This window comes from Streptomyces sp. CC53, assembly GCF_001865245.1.
GTDB lineage: Bacteria > Actinomycetota > Actinomycetes > Streptomycetales > Streptomycetaceae > Streptomyces.
Map to the genome: position 1 here is coordinate 28,934 of NZ_MKXB01000055.1, position 25,722 is coordinate 54,655.

Annotated in this window: 23 protein-coding genes, 1 tRNA gene and 4 pseudogenes; 15 read left to right on the top strand and 13 right to left on the bottom strand. The window is 72.5% G+C overall.

All coding sequences use genetic code 11. The annotated features are described in order from the left end of the window. Positions 1-96 precede the first annotated feature (96 nt). From BJP40_RS31370 to BJP40_RS04930, 4 genes and pseudogenes are all read left to right on the top strand, one after another. Positions 97-563, top strand: a pseudogene (locus tag BJP40_RS31370) (hypothetical protein). Between the two features lie 226 nt (positions 564-789). Continuing rightward, positions 790-1,269 carry an HNH endonuclease family protein gene (locus BJP40_RS04920; protein ID WP_079170927.1) on the top strand — a complete coding sequence of 160 codons (480 nt, stop codon included), beginning with the start codon at positions 790-792 and terminating at the stop codon, positions 1,267-1,269. Next, entirely contained in the window at positions 1,270-2,076 is an 807-nt protein-coding gene (locus tag BJP40_RS04925) for an HNH endonuclease family protein (RefSeq protein WP_079170928.1), read from the top strand. Positions 2,077-2,142: 66 nt separating this feature from the next. Further along, entirely contained in the window at positions 2,143-3,270 is a 1,128-nt protein-coding gene (locus BJP40_RS04930) for a DUF6183 family protein (protein ID WP_071278874.1), read from the top strand. 35 nt (positions 3,271-3,305) lie between these two features. On the opposite strand, the gene BJP40_RS04935 is transcribed toward BJP40_RS04930, so the two are convergent. From BJP40_RS04935 to BJP40_RS04950, 4 genes are read right to left on the bottom strand one after another with little or no spacing between them, the layout of a single operon-like run. Then, complete coding sequence (locus tag BJP40_RS04935) at positions 3,306-3,818, bottom strand: hypothetical protein (protein ID WP_071278876.1); 513 nt, start codon at positions 3,816-3,818, stop codon at positions 3,306-3,308. Next, a complete protein-coding gene (locus BJP40_RS04940) occupies positions 3,815-5,938 on the bottom strand; it encodes a hypothetical protein (protein ID WP_071278878.1) in 2,124 nt (707 codons plus the stop codon). Before BJP40_RS04940 ends, BJP40_RS04935 begins: the two co-directional genes overlap by 4 nt. After that, positions 5,935-7,740, bottom strand: coding sequence for a hypothetical protein (locus BJP40_RS04945; protein ID WP_071278880.1), 1,806 nt, complete (start codon positions 7,738-7,740; stop codon positions 5,935-5,937). The genes BJP40_RS04940 and BJP40_RS04945 overlap by 4 nt, the downstream gene beginning before the upstream one ends. Beyond that, complete coding sequence (locus BJP40_RS04950) at positions 7,737-9,221, bottom strand: tyrosine-type recombinase/integrase (protein ID WP_071278882.1); 1,485 nt, start codon at positions 9,219-9,221, stop codon at positions 7,737-7,739. Before BJP40_RS04950 ends, BJP40_RS04945 begins: the two co-directional genes overlap by 4 nt. Before the next feature lie 87 nt (positions 9,222-9,308). Here BJP40_RS04950 and BJP40_RS04955 point away from each other — a divergent pair. Continuing rightward, a pseudogene (locus BJP40_RS04955) lies at positions 9,309-9,527 on the top strand (HNH endonuclease family protein); the annotation flags it as partial. A gap of 261 nt (positions 9,528-9,788) precedes the next feature. Continuing rightward, a complete protein-coding gene (locus BJP40_RS04960) occupies positions 9,789-10,538 on the top strand; it encodes a GNAT family N-acetyltransferase (RefSeq protein WP_071278906.1) in 750 nt (249 codons plus the stop codon). A gap of 92 nt (positions 10,539-10,630) precedes the next feature. Here BJP40_RS04960 and BJP40_RS04965 read toward each other — a convergent pair whose 3' ends face one another. Then, positions 10,631-11,455 (bottom strand): DUF4190 domain-containing protein, encoded by an 825-nt coding sequence (locus BJP40_RS04965; RefSeq protein WP_071278884.1) that lies wholly within the window; start codon positions 11,453-11,455, stop codon positions 10,631-10,633. A gap of 332 nt (positions 11,456-11,787) precedes the next feature. Here BJP40_RS04965 and BJP40_RS04970 point away from each other — a divergent pair, with 332 nt between their 5' ends. Both BJP40_RS04970 and BJP40_RS04975 read left to right on the top strand, forming a co-directional pair. Beyond that, a complete protein-coding gene (locus tag BJP40_RS04970; RefSeq protein WP_071278908.1) occupies positions 11,788-13,827 on the top strand; it encodes an N-6 DNA methylase in 2,040 nt (679 codons plus the stop codon). Positions 13,828-14,017: 190 nt separating this feature from the next. Further along, positions 14,018-14,337: pseudogene (locus tag BJP40_RS04975) on the top strand (hypothetical protein); the annotation flags it as partial. 49 nt (positions 14,338-14,386) lie between these two features. On the opposite strand, the gene BJP40_RS04980 reads toward BJP40_RS04975, so the two are convergent. After that, the gene (locus tag BJP40_RS04980) at positions 14,387-14,824 is read right to left on the bottom strand and encodes a VOC family protein (protein ID WP_071269155.1); all 438 of its coding nucleotides are present in this window, start codon (positions 14,822-14,824) and stop codon (positions 14,387-14,389) included. Positions 14,825-15,303: 479 nt separating this feature from the next. Between BJP40_RS04980 and BJP40_RS04985 the strand changes: the two genes are divergently transcribed. Continuing rightward, positions 15,304-16,005: a VOC family protein gene (locus tag BJP40_RS04985; RefSeq protein WP_071278886.1), complete on the top strand. Its 702-nt coding sequence runs from the start codon at positions 15,304-15,306 to the stop codon at positions 16,003-16,005. A 31-nt stretch (positions 16,006-16,036) separates the two neighbouring features. Here BJP40_RS04985 and BJP40_RS04990 read toward each other — a convergent pair whose 3' ends face one another. The 5 genes from BJP40_RS04990 to BJP40_RS05010 form a co-directional block, all read right to left on the bottom strand. After that, positions 16,037-16,540, bottom strand: coding sequence for a hypothetical protein (locus BJP40_RS04990; RefSeq protein WP_071278888.1), 504 nt, complete (start codon positions 16,538-16,540; stop codon positions 16,037-16,039). Between the two features lie 484 nt (positions 16,541-17,024). Next, positions 17,025-17,228 carry a DUF397 domain-containing protein gene (locus BJP40_RS04995; protein WP_071278890.1) on the bottom strand — a complete coding sequence of 68 codons (204 nt, stop codon included), beginning with the start codon at positions 17,226-17,228 and terminating at the stop codon, positions 17,025-17,027. Positions 17,229-17,239: 11 nt separating this feature from the next. Then, positions 17,240-17,428, bottom strand: a complete 189-nt coding sequence (locus BJP40_RS05000; RefSeq protein ID WP_371258601.1) for a DUF397 domain-containing protein — start codon at positions 17,426-17,428, stop codon at positions 17,240-17,242. 11 nt (positions 17,429-17,439) lie between these two features. Further along, positions 17,440-17,625 (bottom strand): DUF397 domain-containing protein, encoded by a 186-nt coding sequence (locus BJP40_RS05005; protein WP_071269151.1) that lies wholly within the window; start codon positions 17,623-17,625, stop codon positions 17,440-17,442. Then, a complete protein-coding gene (locus BJP40_RS05010; RefSeq protein ID WP_071278910.1) occupies positions 17,622-18,455 on the bottom strand; it encodes a helix-turn-helix transcriptional regulator in 834 nt (277 codons plus the stop codon). The genes BJP40_RS05005 and BJP40_RS05010 overlap by 4 nt, the downstream gene beginning before the upstream one ends. Positions 18,456-18,562: 107 nt before the next feature. On the opposite strand from BJP40_RS05010, the gene BJP40_RS35245 reads away from it, so the two are divergent. The 6 genes from BJP40_RS35245 (at position 18,563) to BJP40_RS05030 (ending at position 23,339) form a co-directional block, all read left to right on the top strand. After that, a complete protein-coding gene (locus tag BJP40_RS35245; RefSeq protein ID WP_071278894.1) occupies positions 18,563-19,138 on the top strand; it encodes a hypothetical protein in 576 nt (191 codons plus the stop codon). A gap of 75 nt (positions 19,139-19,213) precedes the next feature. After that, positions 19,214-19,310, top strand: a tRNA-OTHER gene (locus BJP40_RS33985). A gap of 75 nt (positions 19,311-19,385) precedes the next feature. Further along, complete coding sequence (locus BJP40_RS35250) at positions 19,386-19,517, top strand: hypothetical protein (protein WP_256220637.1); 132 nt, start codon at positions 19,386-19,388, stop codon at positions 19,515-19,517. A 13-nt stretch (positions 19,518-19,530) separates the two neighbouring features. Beyond that, the gene (locus tag BJP40_RS05020; protein WP_107416705.1) at positions 19,531-20,709 is read left to right on the top strand and encodes a methyltransferase domain-containing protein; all 1,179 of its coding nucleotides are present in this window, start codon (positions 19,531-19,533) and stop codon (positions 20,707-20,709) included. 390 nt (positions 20,710-21,099) lie between these two features. Further along, entirely contained in the window at positions 21,100-21,705 is a 606-nt protein-coding gene (locus tag BJP40_RS05025) for a hypothetical protein (protein WP_071278895.1), read from the top strand. Then, positions 21,702-23,339: a serine/threonine-protein kinase gene (locus tag BJP40_RS05030; RefSeq protein WP_071278897.1), complete on the top strand. Its 1,638-nt coding sequence runs from the start codon at positions 21,702-21,704 to the stop codon at positions 23,337-23,339. The genes BJP40_RS05025 and BJP40_RS05030 overlap by 4 nt, the downstream gene beginning before the upstream one ends. Before the next feature lie 355 nt (positions 23,340-23,694). Here BJP40_RS05030 and BJP40_RS33990 read toward each other — a convergent pair whose 3' ends face one another. Then, positions 23,695-24,657 carry a class I SAM-dependent methyltransferase gene (locus BJP40_RS33990; protein ID WP_177204302.1) on the bottom strand — a complete coding sequence of 321 codons (963 nt, stop codon included), beginning with the start codon at positions 24,655-24,657 and terminating at the stop codon, positions 23,695-23,697. A gap of 10 nt (positions 24,658-24,667) precedes the next feature. After that, positions 24,668-25,722: pseudogene (locus tag BJP40_RS05040) on the bottom strand (YfhO family protein); the annotation flags it as partial.

A 25,722-nucleotide genomic window follows, 5' to 3' on the forward strand; every position in this document is an offset into this window, starting at 1 on the left:
GGGCGGGGGGTCGCGTCCGGGAACGCGGGGACCGGGGCGGAGAGGGGAAGGTCCTTCCGGCGCCTCGGACCCGCTTCCCTGTGGTCGACTGGCGGCATGGAAGCCATCTGGACGAGTGCCGTAGCGGTTGCCGGTACGTTGCTGGGCTCGGTGATCACGCACACCTTCCAGCGTCTCGCCTCCCGGCGGAGTGAGGTGTTCACGAGGTCCGAGGCGCTGCGGCAGGAACGCATAGCCACTACAGCGCGTTCGCCGCGGCGGCGGAGGACTACCGCCACGGCCAGTCGGACCGCTGGTACCGCAAGCTGGAGGACCCGGACGGAGAGGCGTTCCTCAGGGCGCGGGACGAAGCGCACCGCCTGCGGACAGCGGCCCGGCAGGCGCTGTACCGCGTCAAGCTCCTCACCGACGGCCGCGAGGTGGTCCTCGCCGCCGAGCGGGCCTACCGCTGCACGTCTTAGGTGTCCCACGCACAGGAGCAGGCGGACCGGGACGCGCGGGACACCGAGGCGAAGCAGGCGATCGAGGCGTTCGTCTCCCGGGCGTTGCTGCTGATCCTCTGAGCCCGGCCTGTGCACTGCCGCGCCGGGCCCGTGCCCTGCACCACGCTGTGGTCCGCCCGCGGCGGCAGCCGGGGCCCCACCGCACGGCGTGGGCCGTGGCGAGGGGTCCGGACGGTGAGCCGAACGGCCACGCCGCCGGCCGGCCTTCGCGGCGGCCCGAGCACCGGGCGGCCCGAAGGCGCCCCTGCCGCCGGGGGCGCGGGCCCCCGGCGCCTAGGATGCGGGGATGCCCGCCCCTCGACTGCTCCGTACGGCTCCGGTGGCCGCCCTCGCCGCTGCCCTGTTGGTGTCCGGCTGCTCCCACGACGGGAGCGGCGGCGGGCGTTCCGGGGCCGGAAGCGGGTCGGCGCTGGCCGCCGTGGACTCTCTCACCGTGAAGGGGCGGGCGCCGAAGACGGGGTACGAGAGGGAGAAGTTCGGCCGGGCCTGGGCCGACACGGACGGCAACGGCTGCGGTACGCGTGAGGACATACTCGCCCGCGACGCGGTGGACGTGGCGTACAAGGACCGCCGGCGCTGCAAGGTGGCGCGCGGCGTCCTGCCGGAGGACCCGTACACGGGGCGGCGCATCGCCTTCGCGCGGGGCGACGGCAAGGTCGACATCGACCACGTGGTGGCGCTGTCCGACGCCTGGCAGAAGGGCGCCCGGCAGTGGGACGCGGACAAGCGGCGGGAGTTCGCCAACGACCTTATGTTGGCGGCATAGATGTCTCACGGTGATGTGTCTCAGGGGCGGGGTGGCTGCGTGTCCAAGCGGTGTCTCACGAGCGGCGTGCTGCATGCCGGCGCCGTGCTGGTTGTCGGGGCGTCTCTGGCGGGCTGCACGGGAGGCGGGCTTTCCGGTGAGAGCGGTTCGACAGGTGGCGGCTCGTCCGCCGAGTACGGGACGAATCCTTTGGCCGAGCCTGACGGAATCAGTCCAGGGCTGGCCCCGATCGCGTCCGAGAAGGACGAGACGACAGCGCGTGAGCTGATCTCCAAGCTGTCGACCAAGGGGCGAGGGCCGAAGACCGGATACGACCGGGACGAGTTCGGCTACGCGTGGATGGATACGGCGGACGGTGTGCCACTGGCCCGGAACGGCTGTGACACGCGGAATGACTTGCTGAAGCTGCATGGGCGGAACGTTCGGTTTCGGGCCGGTTCCGACTGCGTGGTCGTCTCGATGGACCTGTACGACCCGTACACCGGCAAGGACATCGTCTGGAAGAAGGCGAAGGCCGCCGAAGTGCAGATAGACCATGTAGTGCCGTTGTCGTACGCCTGGCAGATGGGCGCCGCTCGCTGGAGCAAGGAGAAGCGGCAGCGGCTGGCCAACGACGTGCTGAACCTCTTGCCGGTTTCGGGATCCGCGAACTCCGCCAAGAGCGACTCCGGGCCGGCGTCCTGGCTGCCGCCGAACAAGGCGATCCGGTGCTCTTACGTGGTGCGGTTCGCGCAGGTCGCGGCAAAGTATGAGCTCCCAGTGACGGCCTCGGACAAGGCAATGATGCTCAAGCAGTGCGGGGACTGAGAGGGCTGCGATGACCTGGGGAAATGCCGTCGCTTCCGCGCTGCGGGACGCCTATGCTCCGTTGCTGTGGCTGATCGCATACAGAAGATCGTGACGGAGTTGCCGGGCCTGAAGAGCGTCACCGACGTCTGGAAGGTGGCCGACCGCCGTCTGGCACAAGGAGACGCCGCCTTCATCGCGGACCTCGGTATCGCGCTCGCCGGGGCGTACGGCTCCGAACCCAGGCCGATCTGGCAGTACGGGAGCGTCTTCGACTACCTGCTCCGGCTTCTGGCCACCAATCCCGGCCCGGGGAACGTGAGGCAGGCGCTACGCCTGGTCTCCTCGACGGAAGCCGCCCACAGGAAGCTGGATCACTACACGGCATCCTTGCTGGCCTCCAGCCACCCGGCAGAGGAACTCGCCGAGGCGTTCACAGGCAACGCCTCTGAGGAACTGCGTGCCTGCCTCGTCCATGAGCTCGTACTCAGGGGTGTCGCAGTCATGGAGACGCCGGGGATCGCAGGGTGGGCGACATCGCCGCATTGGAGGCACCACCCTCTGGGATGGCTGCCGATGGCGCTGTCGGACGTGGAAGGACAGCTGGATCTGCCGAGCTACAGCACCCGGGGCAGCAGCCATTCGATGCCGTACGGCTCGTTGGAGAACGGTCGTGTGGTGGTCGAACGCGGGGCGCAAGTGCCGTCGGCCGAGGAGACGACGACCCCCGCCGTTGCCAAGCGCATCAGCGCGGCCGCGGCGAACTGGGCCGAGGAATCGAACGGACGAATCGAGGCACGAGTCTTCGGCCTGGCAGCTCCTCTCGACGCCGAATCGGTGCCGAGTGCGTTGCTGACGCTGGGGCTGCAGTGCTTGAAGGACGCGGGGAGGAAGACCGCCTTCTCGGTCGTGGCCTGTCCACCGGACCAGGCATGGCGGGTGCTCTTCGCCGCCGCGTCCTCGGGAGGGGCCTACAACTCCGGTGCTCGCGGTGCCTACGGCCGACTGGCCGCGTGGCAGTCCCTGGCCTGCCTCGCCGGGGCCGCGGAGGGTGTCCCTGCTGAGGTGGTCGAAGCACGTGCACGAGAGTGTGCCTGGTACGGCTTCGACGCCGCCACCAAGTGGTTCGAGCGCGTGGCCTGGGACATCGGCCTTGCCTCGGTCTCCCCAGAAGGCCGACGGCTGGCGGTGCTGGCCGCGACGGACACCGACTGAGCACCGTCCTGCATGCTGCTTGCGGCTTGAGGTAGTCAGGTGGCCGGTTCCTGCGATCGCCTCAGTTGTTTGACCACGTCTTTCCGGCCTCCGTCGAGTTGGGCCTGAAGACGCCGGGTGTCCGCCTCCAACTCCGCGTTCCTGAGGGCCAGAACCTGGATCTGGTTTGCGTACGCCGCGACGGTGGCACGCAGTTCCCTGATCTCGTCCGCCTTCTCCTTCCGGAGTTCCCGATCGGACTGTTTCAGGCGTGTGATCTCCTGCCTGAGCTCGTCGGACTCCGGGCGTCTGGCCTCGGGAGAGCCGAGAATCCCCTTGATCACCGGGGCGACGGGAGAGCGGTAGTACGAGGCTCGGGAGACGCCGGCCTCGGCGCAGATGTTCACCGCCGACGTGCGGCCGTCCGTGATCTCGGGGCGGCCGAGCATGAGCTGCTCGAAGGCGCGCATGATCTTGTGGTCGATGTCGGTCAGCCCGGAGTTCTCCCGGGCCAAGCGGGCGAAGGCAGTGCGGACGGCCAGGAGGGTCTCGTTCGTGGAATCCGTCATCGGCGGGTGTCCTCGTGGTTGATCTCGGCGATCAGGTGGGTGAGCGTGGCCAAGTGCTCGGTGATGGCGAGCTGCTGGAGTCGCGGGAGGCCGGTTGCCTCGCCCAGTTCTGCTTGTGCCATGTCGTGCGCTCGCTCCAGGCGAGGCACGTGGATGGCAGAGCGGCGGGAGTTGGGGCAGCGCATGCACATGTCGAGCATGGGAACAGGACGGCCCAGTGGCTTGGCGCGCTTGCGGCACACGGCAGTCTCGGCTTGGTAGAAGCAGTCGTTGAGCACGCCGGGGTGCAGGGTCTTCGTCAGATGGTGCAGCAGCGTCCGGAGGCGGGAGGGGCTGGCCACCGCACCGGGAAGATCTCCGAGCTCGCTGCGGATACGGTCGAACTCGGCCTCGATGCGCTGGGCGGCTCCGCCCGCGGAGCGTCCGCCCTCGTTCCAGTCGTGGTAGAGGTCCTCGACGTAGTCGAGCTTGGCGACGGCTTCCTCGGCGGCTACCTCGTCGGCGAAGCCGGAGGCGGAGGTCCCCGCATATCCCTCGAACATGGTGATCGCCGCGTGCTTGTACTGGCGTGCGCCCGCGACCACGCCGAAGGGTTGATGGGCGATGTGCCAGGCCAGGGTTCGCCGGAACTGCCGTGTGTCGAAGGCCCAGGGGAGAGCGGAGTCTTTCCCGGCTGTGCCGTCGGCGTCCGGGACGGCTTCGGCCGGTGCCGCCGTGACCAGGGGAACGTAGAAGCTCTCCGGTGTACTGAACAACTCGTTGAGGTGATCCCGGAAGGCACGGATACGGCCTGGCATGTTGCTCAGCAATACATACCCGTTGCGGCCGCCACCGTCGTAGCCGAAGAGGTGGCCGGGGTCGTCATTGATCTGCTGCAGCACCGCAACGGCCTCGTGGACGATGCTGAGGACCACCCACTCTGCTTCGTCTCCGCTGAGCTTGCGCCCCTTCCCCTTGTAGACCCTGCCTCGGATCTTGTACCGGATCCGGCCGTCGGCCCCTCGCTCGGTGAGCCCACAGTCCCGGCCCAGCTCACGCACTTCCACATCCCGCATCCCGGACAAGTAGGCGATCACGATCCAGCACGCCGTGCGCAGGAAGGACAGCTCGTTGACCACGGTCAAGGGGCTGAGCCGTGTCCGCCACGGCTTGCCCGAGTCGGGCCACTTCGACATCGGCGTGTCGAGTCCGCCTTCCTCGTATCCGAGGGCCTCCCCGGCCTCGGCCATCAGCGCTCGCAGATGACTGGCCGTCCCGCAGCCGGCGAGGAGAGAGACGAGAGTGTGGTTGGGGGCCTGCAGGATCCCGTCGGCGACGGCGGCATCAGGCACGGTATGCGCGGCCTCACGAGGAACCGCCGGGATGCCCCGGCCTGCCGCCCGACGCTCGGTGATGAACGCCAACACGCGCTCCTGCGCCTGGCCGTGTCCAAGCTTTCTGCCCCTGCGTGCTGCTTCGAGTGCGGAGATCTCCCTCCGTGCGGCCAAGAGGTCGCCGCTCGCGGTCTCCACATAGAAGACCGCTGCCCGCAGCAGGGGCGCGAGGACATCCTCGGGGATGCGTGGCGTCGCGTTCTCGCCCTTGACACGCTGCACTCCGGCGACGTTGTAGGCGCTGCGACCGTTCCACGGGAGGACGTGCAGCCTGTCCTGGGACAGGAACGGTCCGTGCGCCGACAGATGTTTGAGGAGAGTCACGTTGCGGACGGCGTTGTGTGGGCTGCCCTTCCACTTCTTCAGCACCGCGTCCAGGTGGGCGCGGTCCACCTCGGACAGCCGCGGCGTGCCCGCCTCCCGTAGATCCTTCATGACGGTGTTGAAGACACGCAGCTCTCCGTACGCCGCAGTGGCCTTGATCGGCACCAGGCCCAGCGACCCCCGACGCAGGCGGGAGGCGACGTACTCCTTCGCCGTGCGCCGCGTTACCGGATCAGAGATCTGCGTGAAGTCGAGCCGCCACGTCCGCCAGGTGCGGGGCAGCACGCACCGCAGGTCCCAGACGTCCTCGGACAGGAGTGGGCCCCGGCTCGGCAGGCCCCGCGTGAGCCGTTCCGGGAGCACGTACTCCGAGGTTGAGGGCAGGTCGTGATCACCGGTCCGCGACTCGGGGAAGGCAGTCATGCGATGACCTCCAGGAACGACGCGGGCAGCAGCAGGCGATCGCCGCCGCCCTCGGCGATGACCTGCGCCGTGGCGATCTGGCGCGTGCTGAAGCGGGCGCGGACACCGTGGACGATGCGGTCCCACGCGAGACCGAACCGCGTGGTCCACTCAGCGGCTGGATACTCCTCGCGCTGTCGCTCCAGGAAGTCCAGGAAGGACAGCAGGCTCGGCAGGTGTCGGCTGGTGAACACCGCGTTCGGGCACTCCAGGCACCCCCAGGCCGGAACGGGGCAGGCAGCCCCGGGCTTGCGGGCGAACGGTGAGGCGAAGAAGTCGCGGCAGGAGGCGAGCCATACGTCCTGCTCGCCGGAGAGCGCCGACTCGATTTCCCGCGTGGTCAGCGCCGCCTGGCCGTCGTCGAGCCGGTCGCCGTCATCCGACAGCACGACAGGTGGGGAAAGCGCCGCGCCGAGCGCCTGCTCAAGGCCCGCCTCCACTGCCTGCTCGTGGGTCTCCTCGTGCGCGCCGATGTCCGCGTAGTGCTTCGCGGCGACCGGCCGGGTGTGGCCGGAGGCGAAGTCCTCAAGGACCCCGCCGGCCCGGAGGTACTGACGGGACTTGACGGTCTTGCGTACCCGCCGCAGGTCGAGGGCGACGGGCCCGCCGTCACGGTCGGTGAGGCGGTCGAGCCCACGCTCGGACATCCACTGCCGGCTCACGGCCGACCCCTGGGGACCGTCGAAGGATGCCCGGGCCTGCCCGTGACGACCGACGTCGCACCACAGTGCGTCGCTGTCGATCAGCTCGCGGGTGTGTTTCGTCAGGCGCAGGGCCAGCCGGATCACGCCACCGGGGAAGCGCAGCGAGCCGCCATCGGTGATCCTGACTGTCTTGTGCGTGGAACCCGGGGCGCGTTTCTTGACGTAGGCGATGCTGACGTAGCCGCGTGCCGGACTCGCCAGACAGTCGGAGCGCAGCTGCCGGATGCACTCGGGTTCCATGCCCGTCTGACAGGCGAGAAGGAGCAGGAAGGGCACCAGGTCCCTAGCGGTGAGGTGGAGACGACCGTTGAGTTCCTCTCTTCCGCCCAAGGGGCGCAGGACCTTGCACGATGCGTCGTCGACGGTCAGCGGGCCGTGGTTGGCGATGTACCAGAGGACGTTCTCCAGCCGGTCCCACCCGTGTCGGCGCGGGTCGCGGCCCGTGGCCGCCAGATTCTCGCCCTCCAGGATTCGGTCACGGACGCGGGCGACATCGTCCCGGGCGGCGTTCTCCAACGCGTCGAGCACCGGGAACGGGTACGCGTCGAGTGGCTTCGACGCCCGGTGGGCCGATGCCGACGTGAAGCCCAGACGGGCGTGAAAGGCGGCCCCGAAGGCGTCGGGGTGTGCCTCGTGCACCAGCTTCAGAAGCCGCACGAGGTACGTCATGGTGAGGTACGGCTCCTTGCTCGTCCCTCCGTACTGGGCGATCAGACGCGTCTCGAACGCGTCCAGGAGATCGGGCTCCAGGTCGCTGAGACGCAGGTCGGAGGCGGAGCCCGGTAGGGCAGCGGCCGTGAACTCGACGAACTCCCGGATGCGTTTGACGACATAGCGGACACCATTGCGGTCACGCAGGGTGCCGGGAGCGCTGACGACTTCAGCGAGAGCGGAGGCGAGCGCCCGGGTGAGACGCGGACACGGGAGCCCTGACAGGTCGATGCTTTCGGGACTCCCATTGAGATCCACGGTGAAGATCACCGGGCCGATCGTCGGCACGGGCTCGGCCGCGGCGGGGGTCTCGACAACGGCAGGGAAGCGGACGCGGCGCGGGCTCACCGGTCCTCCTCCACATCCAAGGGGATCCGCTCGAAGGCGGCGGCCTGTTCGTCCCAGTCGCCGAGAGCGGCGAGGACGATCTCCTGGGCCTCGTCCAGGACGTCGAGGTATGTGTAGACGGTCGCCTCGTGGCGATGGCCGAGCAGGAGTTGGAGCTTGCGCAGGGGGTTGCCGATGAGCAGGCGCTTCACTTCCGCATGAGTGAACCGGCGGTCCTCACGCATGCCGAGTGCCCGGACGGTCTGTCGCAGCAGCAGGCCGAGCATATGCACCGCGAACGTGTGCCGCAGGGCGTGCGGGTGGACGTCGAAGTCGAGCCCGAAGGCGGCACACCGCTCGTTCGCCCGTTGGAAGACCGACTGCCAGGTACTGCGCCGCAGTGGCAACCCGTTCTCACCGAGCCACAGACACAGGGGACCGACCGCGCTTCCTCGGCTGTCGACCTGGACGAGTCGTGCCCGGTCCGCCGCACCGATGCGCGAGTACGACCAGCTCGTTCCGTTCTCGACCACCAGCGCGCGCCGGCTCACCCGGCGGACCGGCAGTCGGTCCGCATCCGCTTCGTACACGCCTCGGACGCGCCGCCGCTGCACCAGCTCGTCACGCTCCATACCGACGTAGTGGTGCAGGTCGCGGGCCACCCGGGGGCGGACATACACCGTGCGTGTCCTGCCACGCTTGGCTACGGCGGCCGAGACGGTGATGTCGCCGATGAGGCGTCTGCCGGTCACCGGCGGCAGTTCCGTCGTCAGCAGGCTCGCAGCCTCGCCCAGCCGCATGCCGGTGCAGACCAGGAGGTCGGCGAAGAGAGCGTTGCGTTCGCCGTTGCGTCCGCGCCACTTGGCGTCCGGAGAGCCGTCCGGCAGCAGCCCGCGCAGCCCGACGTCCCGCCAGAGCATGAAGTCCTCGTGTGAGAGGAACCGGATCGGCTGTCGGGGCACCTCGGGCTCGGCGTCGGCGTTGACCCTTACGCGCTTCGGCCCCTGAGGGGACACCACGGTCTTGTCGACGTACCGGAACGGCGCGGCGGGCAGCAGTTCCTCGTACAGCGACCACTGCACCCACTTGTCGAGTGCGGCAACTGAGCGGTTCCAGGTCGCCACCGAGACGCTGCCCGGTCCGTTGCCGTGCAGGCGTACGGTCTTGTAGGCGCGGAGATCGGCACCGTCCGTGTCCCAGATGGACTTGCCGCCCCGGGATTCGTGGAGGAAGCGGCAGTAGAGCATGACGTCGGTGCTGTAGGCGATGCGGCTGTTGTCCGATCGCACGCCCCAGTGCTCCAGGTCGCGCAGGAAGCGGTTCAGGTGGTGGTCGTAGCCGCCGTCCGGTCCGAGGATGAAGGTTCTGCCCTCGTCGGCGCCGGCTCGCCGAAGGACCGCGTCCCCGTCGAAGGGAAGTGGGTCGATGGGTGGCGCCCCGAGCGCCGTCCGGTGCAGTAGCACCAGCGTCCCGGAACTGGCATCCGTCTCTTCCGACTCCATCACGCGCGAGCCACCCTCCCCGGTGTGAGACAAGCTGTACGCGCACATAACGGAGGGGTCGGTGAGACAGTTACGGGTGCCGACATAAACGACCCGCTGAACCTGCTGGCCGTCGACGCGCCCGCCAACCGCCGCAAGGGCGACGGCGACACGGCGACCTGGCTGCCGCCCGCCAAGGGTTTCCGCTGCGCCTACGTGGCGCGGCAGGTCGCGGTGAAGAAGAAGTACGGGGTGTGGGTGACCGCCGCCGAGCGGGACGCGATGAAGCGGGTCCTGAACACCTGCCCGGACGAGCCGCTGCCGTAGGGCCCCGCCGCCGGGGTTCCGGCGCGGTCGGTCCGCCGTGCGGGACCCGCGCCGGTGGGCCCTTGGGCGGCGGGGCGCCGCGGGAGAGACGGGGCCGGGGGCCGGTCGGCCTGTCCGAAGGGGCGCGGGACGGTGGCCGGGGGCGCCGAGGCGGCCGGGGCTCCGAGGAGGCGCGGGCGGCCGGTCGGGGCGCCGACGGTCGGGGGCGGAAAACCGGTTGGGCCGCCGGTGAACGCTCATTAGCCTGCGGGGATGAGCGCACTGGAGCTGACCGTCACGACCCTTGCCGAGCGCCCCGAGCTGGAGCAGGCGATGTGGGACATGGCCGGGCTGTGGCCGGAGTTCATGCTGAACGATCCCGTCGCCGCCGTCACGTACGACTGGATGGCACGGGACCTGCCCGAGTACGTGCTCGTGGCCACCGACGCCGACGGCACCCTCGTGGCGCGGGCGTTCAGCGTGCCGTTCCTGCTGCACTCGCCGCGCCGGCAGGGCAGGCTGCCCGCGCGGGGCTGGGACCAGGTGATGCTGTGGGGGTTCGCCGACCGGCGCGACGGGCGGGAGCCCGACACGGTCAGCGCGATCGAGATCGCCATCCTGCCGGAGCTGCGCGGCAAGGGCCTCGCCGCGGTCATGGTGGCGGCGCTGCGGGACAACGCGCGGGCGCGTGGCTTCGCGGAGCTCGTGGCGCCGGTCCGGCCCAACGCCAAGCACCTGGAGCCGCGCACCCCGATGGACGAGTACGCCTTCCGCACCCGGCCCGACGACGGGCTGCCGCACGACCCGTGGCTGCGGGTCCACGTGCGGGCCGGCGGGGTCGTCCACTCGGTGGCCCCGGCATCCATGACGATCGCCGGGTCGCTGGAGCAGTGGCGGTCCTGGACCGGGCTGCCGTTCGACGTGGACGGCGCCGTGGAGGTGCCGGAGGCGCTGTCCCCGGTCGTCTGCGACATGGTCGGCGGTCACGCCGTGTACGTCGAGCCCAACGTGTGGGTGCGGCACCGGCTCTGACGCCCGTACCGCCCGCGCACACCGGAGGCCGGGACGGCCGCCCGTGCGGCGGCCTCCCGGCCCTCTCGCGTCGTGTCCCCCGCGGGGTGCGCTCAGAGCTTCAGCTCCCACTGGCGGGAGTCGTGCTCCAGATCCAGGACGGACACCTCGACGGTGAGCGTCTTGGCGTCGGCGGGGGCGTCGAAGGCGTACGTGGCGGTGGCCTTCTTGCCCGGCAGGACCGTGCCGCTGAGGCCGTCGAGGCCCTCGTCGTAGATCTGCGGGGCGTCCACGCCGTCCGCGCCCGCCCGGCCCTCCAGGAGGACGCCGTCGGCGACGAAGTCCTTCTTGGAGCCGTTCTCGACGGTGACGGTGACCTGGTAGGCCTGGTTGCCCTCGGTGTGGTCGAGGGCGTACTCGCTCGGCTCGAAGGGCTTGGGCGCGGAGACGGTGATCTCCAGGCCGTCGGCGTAGGTGTGGGTGGCCCCGGCGGCGAGGGCCTTGCCGCTCTCCGCAGCGTCTCCGCCGCCCGCCGCGTCGGCCCCCGTACCAGCGCCCGTGCCGGCGTCCTGGTCTCCGGGTGTGGCCTTCGGGGCGGCGCTCTGCAGGGCCTTGTCGATCTCCTGGAGCGCCTCGTCCGCGGCCTTGAAGGTGAAGTAGACGCCGAAGCAGGCCAGCAGCAGCGACACCAGGCCGAGCACCGCGCCCGTCGTGGCCATGCCCTTGTTGGTGGCCTGGCCCTTTTTGGCGCGGCCCCGGCCGACCAGGCCGAACACCAGGGCGAGCAGGCCCAGGGTGCCCGCCAGCCAGAAGAGCAGCGGGACGAGGCCGGAGAGGGCGCCGATGATGCCGAGCACCAGAGCGGCGACCCCCAGGCCGTTGCGGGCCGCTGCCGGGGCGGGGGCGGTGTGGTGTGACTGGTGCGTGGAGTGGGACATGGATGCCCTCCCGGACACAGAGACATGGCTGGTGAGCGGAGCCTTGCGCCGGCCCCCTCTGACGATGCGTCAATCACACCAGAGCTTGTGAACCGAGTCAACCACGTTCACGCCTATCGTCTTTGCTCACGCTGTGAAACCCTGACCGGCAACCGGAGCCGTAGGATCAGCGGCACACCCGAACGGATCGGACAGCGGGCGGAGGGAGCGGCCAGGTGCCGGACAAGCCGAAGAGCACAGCACCACCCGGAGGCGCACACGCCACTTCACCGGCGCCCGTCACCGCACCGGCACGCGTCACCGCACCGGCCCCCTCGGCGCCCGGCGCCGAGGTGACCGCCGCCGGGATCGCCCGGCTCGCCGGCGTCGGCCGCGCGGCCGTCAGCAACTGGCGGCGGCGGCACGCCGACTTCCCCCGGCCCGTCGGCGGCACCGAGACCAGCCCCTCCTTCGCCCTCGCCGACGTCGAAGCCTGGCTGCGCGCCCAGGGGAAGCTCGCCGAGGTGCCGCTGCGGGAACGCGTCTGGCAGCACGTCGCCGCCCACCCCGCGGGCGCCATGACCGCCCTCGTGCACGCGGGCTGCGCCCTCCTCCTCGTACGGGAACGGCCGGGCCGCTGGCGTGAGCTCGCCGCGATGCCGGACGCCCGGCTCGCGGAGGAAGTCCCCACCGCACTGGACGACGTGCTCACCGAACGGCTCGGCGCCCCCCGCTCCGTCACCGCCCCGGACCCGGGCGCGCTCCTGCCGTCCGTGCCGCTGCTGCGCGGCGCCGCCGAACTGGCCGCCGAGGACGGCAGCGGCTCCGCCTTCGAGTTCCTCCTCGGCCGCCACCTCGACGCCAACCCCCGGCAGTACACCCTCACCCCGCCCGGGCCCGCCGCCCTCATGGCCGCCCTCGCCGCCACCGGAGACAGCCCCCCGGGCACGGTCCTCGACCCGGCCTCCGGCACCGGCACCCTGCTGCGCGCCACCCCCGGCGCGACCGCCCTCTACGCCCAGGAGGCCGAGCCGGACCTCGCGGCCGCCACCGCCCTGCGGCTCGCCCTCCACGGCGCCGCCGACGTGCACGCCCAGGCCGGCGACGCCCTGCGCGCCGACGCCTTCCCGCAGCTCACCGCCGACGCGGTGCTCTGCCACCCGCCGTTCAACGAACGCAACTGGGGCCACGACGAACTCGCCTACGATCCGCGTTGGGAGTACGGCTTCCCCGCACGCACCGAGTCCGAGCTCGCCTGGGTGCAGCACGCCCTGGCCCGGCTCAGGCCCGGCGGCACCGCCGTCCTGATGATGCCGCCCGCCGCCGCCTCCCGCCGCTCCGGCCGCCGCATCCGCGCCGACCTGCTGCGGCGCGGCGCCCTGCGGGCCGTCGTCGCCCTGCCGGCCGGGGCCGCGCCCCCGTACCACCTCGCCCTGCACCTGTGGGTCCTGCGCAGGCCCGCCCCCGGCACCACCGCCGCACCGGAACTGCTGCTGGCCGACACCGCCGGGCACGCCGCCGGCGGACGCGCCGGACTGGACTGGCAGGCGGTCCACGGCACGGTCCTCGACGCGTGGACCGCCTTCGACCGCGACGGGACGCTCCCGCCGCGCCCGGGCACCGCCCGGTCCGTGCCGGTCATCGACCTGCTGGACGACGACGTCGACCTGGCACCCGCCCGCCACCTCCCCCCGGACGGTGAAGGCGGCGGCGCCGCCGTACTCGACGCGGTGCGGGACCGGCTGACCGCCCAACTCCGCCGCACGGGCGCACTCACCCCGCCCCCCGCCGACCCGGGCACATCCCCCGGGACGGGGGCGAGGCCGCCGGGCGTCACCGTGGGCGAGCTGGCCCGCGCCGGCGCCCTGCACCTGCACGCGGGCACCGCCGTCGCGGCCACGGGCCCTGCGGCGGGGGGCGGCCGCGTGCTCACCGAACAGGACGTCCTCGCCGGCCGCGACCCCAGCGGCAGCCTCCCGGACGCCCCCGCCGAGGAGCCCGTACGCCTGCGCGCCGGGGACGTCGTCGTGCCGGTCCTGGGCGGCGGCACCGTCGTCCGCGTCGTCGACGACGCCACCGCGGGGGCCGCACTGGGACGCGGCCTGCACGCGCTGCGCCCCGACCCCGCCGCGCTCGACCCGTGGTTCCTCGCCGGCTTCCTGCGCGGCAGCGCGAACCAGCGGCAGGCCAGCAGCTACGCGTCGACGGCCACCCGCCTCGACGTCCGCCGCCTCCAGCTCCCCCGGCTGCCGCTCGCCGAACAGCGGCGGTACGGCGAACGCTTCCACGCCCTGGCCGAGTTCGAACAGGCCCTCCGCCTCGCGGGCCGCCTCGGCGAACAACTCGTCCAGGGCATGTACGACGGCCTCACCGACGGCACGCTGCGGGCCTGACGGGGGCCGCTGCTCCGGGCCTGCGGCTCCGGGCGTCTCGGGCCTTCGCCCGGGGGAGGGTGCCCGGAGCCTGGTCACGTACATCCCCGGCGGGAGCACATGATCAGACGAAGGCCGCCTCAGCGGCGGGTGAACACCCCCGTGAGCAGCCCGGTTTGAGGGGTTCGCATCACCGATAGCATGCATGTCCATGATGCGCACCTGGATCCTGCCGATGCTGCGTGTGCTCAGCGGCTCAGCCGTTGCGGCTGGGCGGGCCCTCAAGGGGAGCCCTGGCACGGCCGCAGCACTCCTGCCGGCGTTCCTGGTGCTCGCCGGTGTGAGCTCCCCCTGATCTTCCCGAGGCCGATCGGTTCTCTGGAGGCACAGCGCCGGAGCGCGGTCGACGGCCGACCCGTCGTCTTCTGGCGGCCGGGCTGCAGGTACTGCCTACGACTGCGCATCCGGCTGCGCCGCAGCGCCCGCCGGTTGCATGGGGTCGACGTCTGGCGTGATCCGGCAGGAGCCGCAGCGGCACCTTGCTCTTGAACCTCTGACCGCAAGAACGGTGAACTCGGGATCAGCGGAGTTCTTGAGCGAGCCCGATGAGGATTCCTTCGGGCCCGCGGACGTAGCAGAGCCGGTATGCGTCTTCGTACTGGACCACGTCACTGCTGACGAGCTGCGCGCCGTGCTTGCGGAGCCGGACGAGCGTCTCGTCGATGTCGTCCACGGCGAACATGACGCGGAGGTAGCCCAGAGCGTTCACCGGGGCGCTCCGGTGATCGGCGACCACGTGCGGCGCGATGAAGCGCGAGAGTTCGAGCCGTCCGTGGCCGTCCGGCGTGCGCATCATGGCGATCTCGACGCGTTGGTCGCCGAGGCCGGTGACACGCCCCGCCCACTCACCTTCCACCGTGGTTCGCCCCTCGAGTTCGAGGCCGAGCTCGCGGAAGAATTCGATCGCCGGTGTGAGGTCCTCGACGACGATGCCGACGTTGTCCAGCCTGAGAGACATCTGGCCAGTCTAGAGAAGCCGGCATCTGCGGGACGTTAAGTCCGATCTTCCCTGGTTCCCGCCGCATTCCAGGACGACCGCTGGCTCGCTGCCTCGCCTCGGGACTGACGAACCCACCTCCCAAGCCACCTCCGATACGCACAGCAGGGCGCGGCCTGTCGTCGCCGGTAGGAGTGCGGCGAGAACCCCCGCCTCCCCGGTCAAGGGTTCGAACAGGCCCTCCGTCTCGCGGGCCGCCTCGGCGAACAACTCGTCCAGGGCGTGTACGACGGCCTCACCGACGGCACGCTACGGGCGTGACGGGGGCCGCTGCTCCGGGCCTGCGGCTCCGGGCGTCTCGGGTCTTCGCCCGGGGAGGATGCCGGGAGCCTGACGCCCCTGGGTCGGTCCCGCACGGCCCCGCGGGGCAGGCGGCCTCCGAGGGTGGATCGTCGACACATCCCACCCACCTACTACTCAACTTTGACTAGAGTGACGGTATGGGTGAGAAGACCATTCCGATCCTGCCGTGCCGGACGATCCAGCCCGTTCTCGACTTCTACACGACCCTTGGGTTCGAGGTGACCTTCCAGCAGAAGAGCCCCAATCCGTACGCGGCCGTCCAGCGCGGTGGCATACAGCTCCACTTCTTCGCGATGAAGCAGTACGAGCCGGCCGAGTCGTTCAGCACGTGCATCGTCCAGACCGATGATGTCGACGAACTCCACGAGACCTTCCGGGCCCGGCTGAAAGCGGCGTACGGCAGAGTGCCGAACCGAGGGCTGCCGCGCATCGGGCCGCTGAAGAACACGTCACACGGCGTGCGGCAGTTCCTCATGACCGATCCGGGCGGCAACTGCATCCGCATCGGGCAGCAGACGAGCGACGACCAGCATCACCGGCCCGCCCCCAGGGAGACCTTCGCCCGGGCTCTGCACCACGCAGCCCTCCTCGCGGACTCCAAGGAGGATCCGGCGGGCGCCGCGAAGATCATCGACCGGGCACTGCGCCTTGAGGACGAGCGGCCCACGCCTGTGCAACTGCTCCGCCTCCTCGCGCTGCGGGCGGACGTCGCCACTCGCCTCGGCGATACGGATACCGCGACGTCCGCTCTCGCCGCTGCCTCCGCGGTCCACCTCACCGCGGCGGAACAGGAGTCCGTACGCGACGACCTTGAGCGCCTCGCGCAGTTGTCGGACTGAGGGCCGGCAGCCGAAGCGCCGGTCACAGCCGCTAGTCGGTTCCGGGCCCCCGCACGGCCCGTTCCCAGAGGCTCAGCCCTGCGCGGAGGAGTTCGCGTACGGCCGCCGTCTCCTCGTCCGTCCAGGCCCCCGCGGCAGCGGCCGGTACGAGGGCATCGCCGCGGAAGATCTTCTCGTAGGCGCTGTCGTGGATCGGTCCCTGGGAGGGGAGGGAGGGGCCGGTCTTCAGGCTGTGGGAGAGGTCCTCGATGAAGTTCCACGCGTCCAACAGCAGACCTGCCGTGACCGGGCCGAGGTCCGAGTGCTCGACCCACTGCCGTACGACGTCCAGATCGAGAGTGGCTTCACCCTCCCCGACGAGCTTCCATCCGTTGCGAGCACAGTACTCCTGGAGCGTCTCACGGTCTTCGACCACAAGGAGTCGTCCGTGGTCGTCGACGGCGAGCGCATCGGGGCCATCGTCCTCCCCGGGCTGCCAGATCACCGTCAGGACCTCTCGGTGGGTCGTGATCCGGTACGGATAGCAGTCAGCCATGCGGGGACTCCCTGGTGGTCTGGGCGGCACTCGCCGCGTGGGGCATCCTGCCTGGGGGCGTCCTGTGGTGACCTCGGAGCAGGGGTGATGCGGGCACGGAGCGGGCAGGTCCGGGGTCGCGTGTCTCTGGGAGCTTCAAGCGGTCGGAGCCGCGGGCGTCGGCAGTTGCCCGCGCCAGGGGCGGCTGGGGGCGTGCCGCACAGCAGTGCCGCGGGGAGTGCACAGACAGCAGGTGGCGATCACGGTCCGGATGCGTGGGGCCGCGAGTTCCTGCGGCCGGCGTCAGGGTGCACCAGACGGCGCTGACCGCCCGGTCCAGCCTTCGTGCATGCCACAGAACCGGCGCGCAGGCCGTCGCGGACTGCTTCGGTCGCCCCCACCGGGCTCCCTCCTGTCGGCCCGCCATTGCGGCAAGACCGAACGGCCGGAGCCCCCGCCTCCTTACGTCAGGGACGGGAGCTCCGGGTGAGTGTGGTGGGAGCGGCTACAGCTCCGCGTGCTTGGCGAGTTCGACCAGCCCGGTGAAGCCGTCGCGGGTCAGGGTGAGTCGGGGGCCGTGGGGGTTCTTGCTGTCGCGGACGAGGAACTCGCCGGTCGTCGCGGCGTGGTCGGGGGCCCACTCGATGCACTGGCCCCCGTTGTTGCTGTAGGAGGACTTGGTCCAGCGGAGGGAATCGGTTGTCGTCACAGCGTGCCCCTTCACGCCGTGTGCTTGGCGAGCTGCACGAGCCCGGCGAAGCCGTCGCGCGTCAGGGTGAGTCGGGGGCCTTGCGGGTTCTTGCTGTCGCGGACGGCTACAGCGCCGGGCAGTGTGGCGACCTCGACGCAGGCGCCGCCGTTGTTGCTGTAGGAGGACTTGACCCAACGGAGAGGTACGGTCGTCGTCACCGCGCGCCCTTTCATGCCGTGTGCTTGGCGAGCTGCACGAGCCCGGCGAAGCCGTCGCGGGTCAGGGTGAGTCGGGGGCCTTGCGGGTTCTTGCTGTCGCGGACGGCTACAGCGCCGGGCAGTGTGGCGACCTCGACGCAGGCGCCGCCGTTGTCGCTGTAGGAGGACTTGACCCAACGGAGAGGTACGGTCGTCACGGAGTGCCCTTTCGAAGCTGTTCGATCATGGCCACGGATGCCGCTTGGGGCAGTGCTTCCGCCTGCAACTGATGGTAGGCCGTCAGCATGGGCACCACAGAGGCGGTTTCCCGCTCAAGGTGGCCCCGCTGCGCCGACCCCGAGTACAGCATCAGCGAGCGGTCGGGCATCGTCAGTATGTAGACCGGCAGGTTCATCGGTCGTCGCGCACCGATGGAGAACGGCGCCACCTGCAACAGGGTGTGAGGCTGCTCGGCGAAGCTCAACAGGCGCTCGAACTGCGCCTCCATGACCGTGCGGTCACCAATCGGCCTACGGATACAGCTCTCGTCGAGCACGGCAAGGATCAACGGGGACGGGGTGCGCGCGAGTGCGGCTTGCCTTCGCGCTACGACGTCCACACGTTCCGCGGCCTGTTCGGCAGTGACGGCTCCCCTCCGAACCGCGTCAGCCGCCAGAGTCTCCGCGTACTCAGGCGTCTGGAGCAACCCCGGGATGACACCCACCTCGTAGAGGCGGATCTCCACCGCCCTGCCTTCGTGGCCCACGTACTCCGGGAAGCCCTCCAGCAGGCTGCCCTGACGGAGCTCGCGCCACTGGCGCTCGAACGTCTCGGCTCCCTCGATGCCGAAGGCGCGGTCCAGGCAGCGCGCGAACCGGAGGGTTGGAGGCTTCCGAGCAGTTTCCACTGCCGAGACGTGCACGCTGGAATACCCCGTGCGCTCGGCCAGCTCGTCCTGTGTCCAGCACCGCGCCTCCCGCAAGCTGCGCAAACGCGCCCCGTAGGCCGCCTGTGGAGAGCTGTCCGGGTGTAACTCCTTGCGGTTCAGGGGACTTTCACCGGCCCTTCGTTCGCTTCTGATTGGTTGAAGCGTTCCCCTCCGTGGGCCACGCTGAACCTCCCTGAGTAGCGATGTCACTACGGAGAGGAGTGGTCATGAGCTTGCCGTACTTCCCGGGAGGGGGCGGCGCGGTCGCCGGGCGGGTGCCGCATCCCGCCGGAGTCCCGAACGGCCGGCACACCCCGCCCACCCCCGACCTGCTGACCCGGGTCCTCGCCGGGCTGACGCGGCCCGTTGTGCCGCTTCCCGCCCTGGAGCCCGTGCCCGTGGACGGCTGTGACGTGTGCGGGGCGCTCGCCAGGCAGCGGGAGGAGGCCCGGTCCGCCGGCCGCTGCGGCGAAGTCGACGACTGCAACCGTGAGTTGGCGTGTCATCCGCACGAGCGCACCCGACCGGCGGTCACGGCGGCCACCGTCGCGGCCGGGGCCCGCCCGTCCGCCTTCACGCGCCCCTCGGACCTGCGGCCCGGGACGGCCGTGTACGACCTGGACGACGAGATGCCCGGCGTGGTGGCGGGATGCCGCGGGCCCAGGGTGCGGCTCGTCCGCCCCACCGGTCGGCAGTGGGACGCGTACGGGAATCGGCTGCGCCCGGCCACCGACCGGGAACGCGACCAGCTGCGGGCCCTGGCCCGACTCCATCACGAGCGGCTCAAGGGGATGCGCCGGTAGACCGCCGCCCCCGTGCCGGACGCCCCGGTCCGGCCCCCCCACCGCCGGGACGGTCCCGGGACGGGGGCGGCACCACCCCTGGTAGCTCAGTCAGGAAGAGCCCGCGCGCGGGAGCTCGTACACATCACCCGTGAGGCGCGCGAAGACCCCGGTTCGAGTCCGGGCCAGGGGGCGGCCCACCCGGCTGCCGTGTGACGGCCGGCCGCCAGGTGCCACACCCAGCAGACAGAGACGAAGGAGATACGTCATGACCCCTCCCGAGACCATCCACCGCACCGGCGCCGGGGGCGACGGCCTGCCGGGCGAGCCGTACCCCGGCCCGCACCCGTCGCCCACCCCGGACGGCGGGCCCGGCGTCCCCAACCCGCCCAAGAAGTAGGGCCGCCGACACCGTGACCACCCACGCACACCAGGACCGCCCCAGCCGCACGGAGCTGGGGCGCGTCCTCATGGCAGCGGGCGCCCTCACGCCGGACTGGGCGCCCGCCTATGCACACGTTCCCCGCGCCGCGTTCCTGCCGGACCTGATGTGGCCCTTCGACATGGCGTCCGGGCGCAGCGTGCCCGTCTCGCGGAGCGACGACCCGCAGAGCTGGCAGGACTACGCGGACGCCGACGTGCCGATCGTGACCCAGTGGGACGACGGCCTGCACCGGGGCACCGAACCGGGGACGGAACCCACCTCGTCCGCGTCCATGCCGAGCGTCGTCTTCCGCATGCTGCGGGACCTGGACGTCTCACCGGGCCACCGCGCCCTGGAGATCGGTACCGGCACTGGCTGGAACGCCGCCCTCCTGGCGTACCGGCTGGGCGCCGGGAACGTGGTGACCGTCGAGGTGGACCGGGCTGTGGCGGCTGCCGCGCGCACGGCACTGGAACGGTTCGGCCTGGCCGTCCGCGCGGTCCACGGCGACGGCCTCGCGGGCCGGCCCGACGGCGCGCCGTACGACCGGGTCATCGCCACGTGCGCGGTGCGGACCCTGCCGTACGCGTGGGTGGCCCAATGCCGTCCCCTTGGGGTGATCGTGGCACCCTGGGGGACCCACTGGGGGCACGGTGACGCCGTGGCGCGGCTGGTGGTCGCCAGGGACGGGCGCAGCGCCTCCGGGACGTTCACCGGGCCGGTGGAGTTCATGAAGCTGCGGGCCCAGCGGGCGGTCCGGCCTGACCACCACGCGTACGTGACGGGTGGCGCGGACGGCCGTGCCACGTCGTCCACCGACCTGACGGAGAGCGCGTTCCTCGGGGAGGACCGGTTCAGCGCCCAGAGGTTCGCGGTCGGGCTGCGCGTGCGTGACTGCGCCCACGCGGTGGCCGACAAGCGCGACGGTGCGCGGCCCGTCTGGCTGTACGGCCTCGACGGCAGGTCGTGGGCGTGCGCGCTGTTCCGCGACGCGGGCACGGCGTCGGTCTGGCAGTCCGGTCCCCGCCGCCTGTGGGACGAGGCCGAGGCGGCCCACCGGTGGTGGCGCGACAAGGGCGAGCCCGGTCACGAGCGGTTCGGGCTCACCGTGACGGCGGAAGGGCAGAGCGCCTGGCTGGACGATCCGGCCGACCACTGGCCGGTCTGACGCGTCCGCGACGGCCCCGCCCGTGCCCTGCCATGTGCACTGTTCGTGGCGCGCGAGCGGGGCCTTCGCCGGCCGGGCCAGGCACGGTTGTCCGCCGCCGCCGCCGCCGGTGTCGGGTCCGGGCTACGGGGCGGGCGCGGTTGTCCCCCGCCGGGGCCGGGTCCGCTCCCGTCCTGCGGGTCGTTGCGTCCGGGCCACGGGTCAGGCACGCTTCTCCCCCGCCAGGGGCCGGGTCCGGTCCCGGCCCGCGGGCCGGGGCGTCCGGGGCCGGGGCGGGCCGGGGCTCGTGGTGGCCCTGGGCAGGGTCACAGGTCGGGTACACCGCGGGGTGGATGTCGGCGTGGCTGTATACCCTCGACCACGTCACCCACACGTCGTCAGGAGGGCGCCATGTACGGCTACGGCCACGGCCCCGGCACCCCGCCACCGCAGCGCACGCCCACGCACGTCGTCGTGTGGCGTGTGCTGTTCGCCGTGCTGCCGCTGCTGAGCATCGGCTTCCTCACCGGCGCCACGACGCTGCGGCTGGCGATTGTCACGCGACGCCCCCGCGACTGGTGGCTGTTCGGCCTGTCGATCGTGACGACGATCGGCTGCCTGATGCTCACGAGCTCCGACCCGGAGTCCGTGCGCAACAGCTTCGCGGCCGGCGCCATGCTGCTGAACGCGGCCCTGTTCACCGGGTACTTCCTGTACGCGGACATCCGCCACCACGACGCCGCGCACGCCGCCCCCGCGCAGCCGTACGCCCGCACCCACCCGCAGACCCCCGCGCCGGGCGGCTACGCGTACCCGCAGCAGGCGGGGCCGGCCCGGCCGCCCCAGCCCAACCCGTACACGCAGACGCCGCCGCACACGACGGGTGCCGCTCACGCGCAGACACCGCCGCCGCAGGCGACCCCGCAGCCCCAGGGGCCGCCGTCGCCGCGCATCCACCAGGTCCGCGCCGAACTCGACGAGCTCAGCGACCTCCTCCGCAGAGACGAGCGCCCGTGAACGGGCGGGTCATCACCGACCGGTACGAACTGTCCACCGTCATCGGCCAGGGCGGCATGGGCCAGGTGTGGACGGCCTACGACCGGCGGCTCGACCGCCGAGTCGCCGTCAAGCTGCTGCGCCCCGACCACATGGCGCCCGCCACCGCCGCGGAGGAGATGCGCCGCCGCTTCGTCCGCGAGTGCCGGGTCACCGCCCAGGTCGCCCACCCCGGGCTGGTCACCGTGCACGACGCGGGCAGCGACGGCGACGACCTGTACCTCGTCATGCAGTACGTCGAGGGCGCCGACCTCGCCGACCACCTGGCCGAGCACGACCCCTACCCCTGGCCCTGGGCGGTCGCCGTCGCCGCCCAGCTCTGCGCGGTCCTCGCGGCCGTGCACGCCGTGCCCATCGTGCACCGCGACCTCAAGCCGCGGAACGTGATGGTGAAGCCCGACGGCACGGTCACCGTGCTCGACCTGGGCGTCGCCTCCGTCCTGGACACCGACACCACCCGGCTCACCCACACCGGCTCACCCATCGGCAGCCCCGCCTACATGGCGCCCGAGCAGGCCATGGGCGGCGCCGTCGGCCCGTGCACCGACCTATACGCGCTCGGGGTGCTGCTGCACGAACTGCTCAGCGGCAACGTGCCCTTCGCCGCCTCCACCGCCCTCGGCGTGCTGCACCGCCACCTGTACGAGGCGCCGCCGCCCGTCCGGCAGCTGCGCCCGGAGGTGCCCGAGCCGCTGGAGGCCCTGGTGCTGCGGCTCCTCGCCAAGGACCCGAAGGACCGGCCGTCCGGCGCGCAGGAGGTGTACGAGGCGCTGGCGCCGCTCCTGCCGGACCGATCCGCGCTGCCGGTGCCGGCGCCGATGGACCCGACGCGCCCGTTCCTGCGGCCCCTGGCCCCGTGGCCCGACCGCCCCGCGGGCCCCGCCGCCCGCGTCCCCGCATCCCCGTCCCTACCGCAGCAGACGCCGCTCCCGCTGCCTCAGCACACCCCGGTGCCCCAGCAGACCCCCCTGCCCCTCCCGCCCCCGCCGACCCGGCCGCCGTCCGTGCCCGCCGCCGCTTCCCGGACCGACGTGGCGTCGGCCGTCGACGAGGTGAAACGCCTGCTGGGGGAGGGCCGCATCACGCAGGCCGTCGACCTGCTGGGCGCGATCCTCCCGGCCGCCGCCGCCGCGCACGGCGAGCAGTCGGCGGTGGTGCGGATCCTGCGCCGCCAGTACGCCACGACCCTCATGGACGACGGGCAGTACCGGCGGGCCCTGCCCGAGCTGCGCCGCCTCGCCGACGAGCGCGCCGCCGAGGCCGGCCCCGGCGACCCGAAGACCCTCCAGTACCGGTACGACGCGGCACTGTGCCTGGAGCAGCTCGGCGAGGCCGCCGCCGCGCTCGCCGAGTACCGGGCGCTCCTGCCGTACCACGAGAGCGGCGCCCGGCAGCCGGGCGGCGACCCGTCCAGGGCCTTCGACATCCGGCACCGCATCGGGCACCTGCTGCTCACCACCGGCGAGCACAGCGCCGCCCACCAGCAGTTCCAGAACCTGTTGTACGACACGGAGCGGGTGTACGGGCCCTACCACCCGCTCCCGGCGGAGCTCCGCCGCGCCCTCCTCCACCAGCAGCAGGTCCGCGGCCGGTGACCGGGAGGCGCGGGGCCGCCAGGCCGTCCCGTGGCGGCCGGTGACCCGGAGGGCGGCGGGCCGTAGGGGGATCGGCGGGGCGCCGGAGTCCGCGGCCGGTGACCAGGAAGGCAACGGGCCGTCAGGGGCCCCGGCGGGCCCCGGCCGCCGACCCGGGGCGGCGGGGCCCAGGCGGCCCCCGTCATACGCCTCGAACGCGCCTGACGCACGCCTCGGACGGAGCGGTACACCCCAGGCGGCCCCGTAGCGCGCTTCAGGCGGCCCGGTGGTGTACCTCGGCCGGAGCGGTACGCCCCAGACGGCCCGGTGGTGTACCTCGAACGGAGCGGCGCCCCAGGCGGCCCCGCAGCGCGCCTCAGCCGGCCCGGAAGTACACGGAGTCCGCGACCCGGCCGAGGTACGTGCCCCGCACCGGAGCCCCGGCCCGGCCGCCCCCGGACGGGGGCCTGTCCTCCAGCAGCGTCGTGCCCGCCGCCCGCACCGGGTCCTGCGCGCGCAGCCCGCCCGTGGCCGCCCGGTGGCCGGGGAGCCCCGCGCCGCCGCCGGAAGCGGAAGGAGCAGCGGTCGGGTCCGCCGCCGCGGCGGGGACGACCAGCAGGGCACCCGGCGCCGCCAGGTCCCGCACGGCGTCCGCGTCCCGCGCGTCGGACAGCAGCACCACCCCGTAGCGCCGGTCCGCCAGCCGCGCCCGCACCTCCGCGTCCGCGAGGGCGCCCCGCACCAGCCGCACGGCCCCGTCGGCGCCGCCCAGCGCGAGGTTCGCCCGCACCACCTCCTCGCGGGGCGGCGTCCCGTCCGCCGCGTCCACCAGGGTCAGCCGCGCCTCGGCACCGCCGCGCCCCAGCATCCGCCGCAGCCCCGCCGCGAACAGCCCGTGCCCGGCGCCCACCTCCAGCACCTCCAGCACGTTCCCGCCGCCCCGGGCGGCCAGCAGCGGCACCGCCGCCAGCCGCCCGCACACGTCCGACAGGGCCCCGCCGACCGCCCCCACCCCCAGCGCCTCCAGCGCCACCACATGCCGGTACGCCACCGCGACCTCACCCCGCACCCGCTCGGCGGGCGCGCCCGTCACCGCGCACACCTCGCCCACCAGCCGGTCCACCTGAGGGGCCGTCGGCATGCGGTGGCCGTCCCGCCCCGGCTCACCGAGCAGCAGGCCCAGCCCGTAGCTCTGCCGCCGCAGATCGGCCACCTCGTGGTGCAGGGCGTCCAGGTCCTTCTGGAACGCGTGCGTCACACGCTCCATACGCTGCTCGACCAGGGTGAACGCCGGCCGCAGCGCCCGCGTCACCAGCCGGTTACTCAGAAGAGAGGCCATGCCGGGCAAGCTACGCCGCGTCGATCGGCTCCCGGCCGAAGGCACGGTGTCGTACGGGTGAACTCCCCGTGGCCTCCTCCGCCGCGGCGCCCCCCGCCCCGGCGCGCCGCCGCGTCCGCAGCACCCCCCAGGCCGCCCAGACGAGCAGCGCACCCGCCCCGGCGGCCAGCCCGGCACGCAGCCCCGGCGGCCGGAACGCGCAGCTCACCGTGACCCGCCCGGACAGCTCCACGGCCACCAGGCCCAGGTACTCGCCGGCCGGCCGGCCCGCGCACCGCCAGCCCGCGATGCGGGGCGCCGCCAGCACGGCCAGGCCGTCCGTGCCCGCCGGGAACACGGCGCGGACGCCGTCGCCGCGGACGTCCACGTCCGGGGCGCCGCCCGCCGACTCCAGGGCGGCGACCGCCGCCGCGAACCGGTCCCGGTCCAGGCAGCCGACACTGCCCTGCGGCACCGCGCCCCTGCCGCGCCACGCCACCTTCGTGCCCCCCGTGACCTGCGTGCCGAGCGCCTCCATAGCGGCCCGCCGCCGGGGCAGCCCGCCGCGCAGCTCGGCCGTGCGGCCCCCCGCGCCGAGCCGGGCCGAGCCGGTGAAGTCCGGCGCCCAGACGAAGACGTCGCTGCCGACCGGACACACACCGTCGGTGGGCAGGTCGTAGACCCGGGCGCCGAGCAGGAGTTCCTGGTTGCGGAACGCGGACGGCCCGTACCGCAGCGCCCGCCCCGCCTCCTCCGACAGGCCGGGCCGCACGGTGAGCAGCGGCAGCACCCGGTCGTTCCGCACGATCCCGCCGTCCCCACGCCAGCGGGCGCCCACGGCGAACAGCGCGTCCGTGACCGGGTTGTCGAGGCTCTGCACGTTGCGGCCGTTGGACGTCCAGCCGCCGCCGAGCGCGGCCAGCGTCCTCGTCCACACGTCGGGGGTGTGGCTGCTGTAGTACGAGGCGCCCTGGCCACCCAGGAGCAGCGGGTCGTTGCCGGTGACCTCGGGCCGGCCCGGGTCGGTGCGGTACCGCGGCCACCCGTCGGCCGCCGCCAGGGCGTCGGCGCGCTCGCTGTGCCGCG

Bases quoted from the DNA above. Each gene is read 5' to 3' on its own strand.
- BJP40_RS04935 (WP_071278876.1), bottom strand. From the start codon at position 3,818: ATGACGGATTCCACGAACGAGACCCTCCTGGCCGTCCGCACTGCCTTC.
- BJP40_RS04965 (WP_071278884.1), bottom strand. From the start codon at position 11,455: ATGTCCCACTCCACGCACCAGTCACACCACACCGCCCCCGCCCCGGCA.
- BJP40_RS33990 (WP_177204302.1), bottom strand. From the start codon at position 24,657: ATGGCCTCTCTTCTGAGTAACCGGCTGGTGACGCGGGCGCTGCGGCCG.
- BJP40_RS04925 (WP_079170928.1), top strand. From the start codon at position 1,270: ATGTCTCACGGTGATGTGTCTCAGGGGCGGGGTGGCTGCGTGTCCAAG.
- BJP40_RS04990 (WP_071278888.1), bottom strand. From the start codon at position 16,540: ATGGCTGACTGCTATCCGTACCGGATCACGACCCACCGAGAGGTCCTG.
- BJP40_RS04920 (WP_079170927.1), top strand. From the start codon at position 790: ATGCCCGCCCCTCGACTGCTCCGTACGGCTCCGGTGGCCGCCCTCGCC.
- BJP40_RS35250 (WP_256220637.1), top strand. From the start codon at position 19,386: ATGACCCCTCCCGAGACCATCCACCGCACCGGCGCCGGGGGCGACGGC.
- BJP40_RS05025 (WP_071278895.1), top strand. From the start codon at position 21,100: ATGTACGGCTACGGCCACGGCCCCGGCACCCCGCCACCGCAGCGCACG.
- BJP40_RS04980 (WP_071269155.1), bottom strand. From the start codon at position 14,824: ATGTCTCTCAGGCTGGACAACGTCGGCATCGTCGTCGAGGACCTCACA.
- BJP40_RS04940 (WP_071278878.1), bottom strand. From the start codon at position 5,938: ATGACTGCCTTCCCCGAGTCGCGGACCGGTGATCACGACCTGCCCTCA.
- BJP40_RS35245 (WP_071278894.1), top strand. From the start codon at position 18,563: ATGAGCTTGCCGTACTTCCCGGGAGGGGGCGGCGCGGTCGCCGGGCGG.
- BJP40_RS04985 (WP_071278886.1), top strand. From the start codon at position 15,304: ATGGGTGAGAAGACCATTCCGATCCTGCCGTGCCGGACGATCCAGCCC.
- BJP40_RS04950 (WP_071278882.1), bottom strand. From the start codon at position 9,221: ATGGAGTCGGAAGAGACGGATGCCAGTTCCGGGACGCTGGTGCTACTG.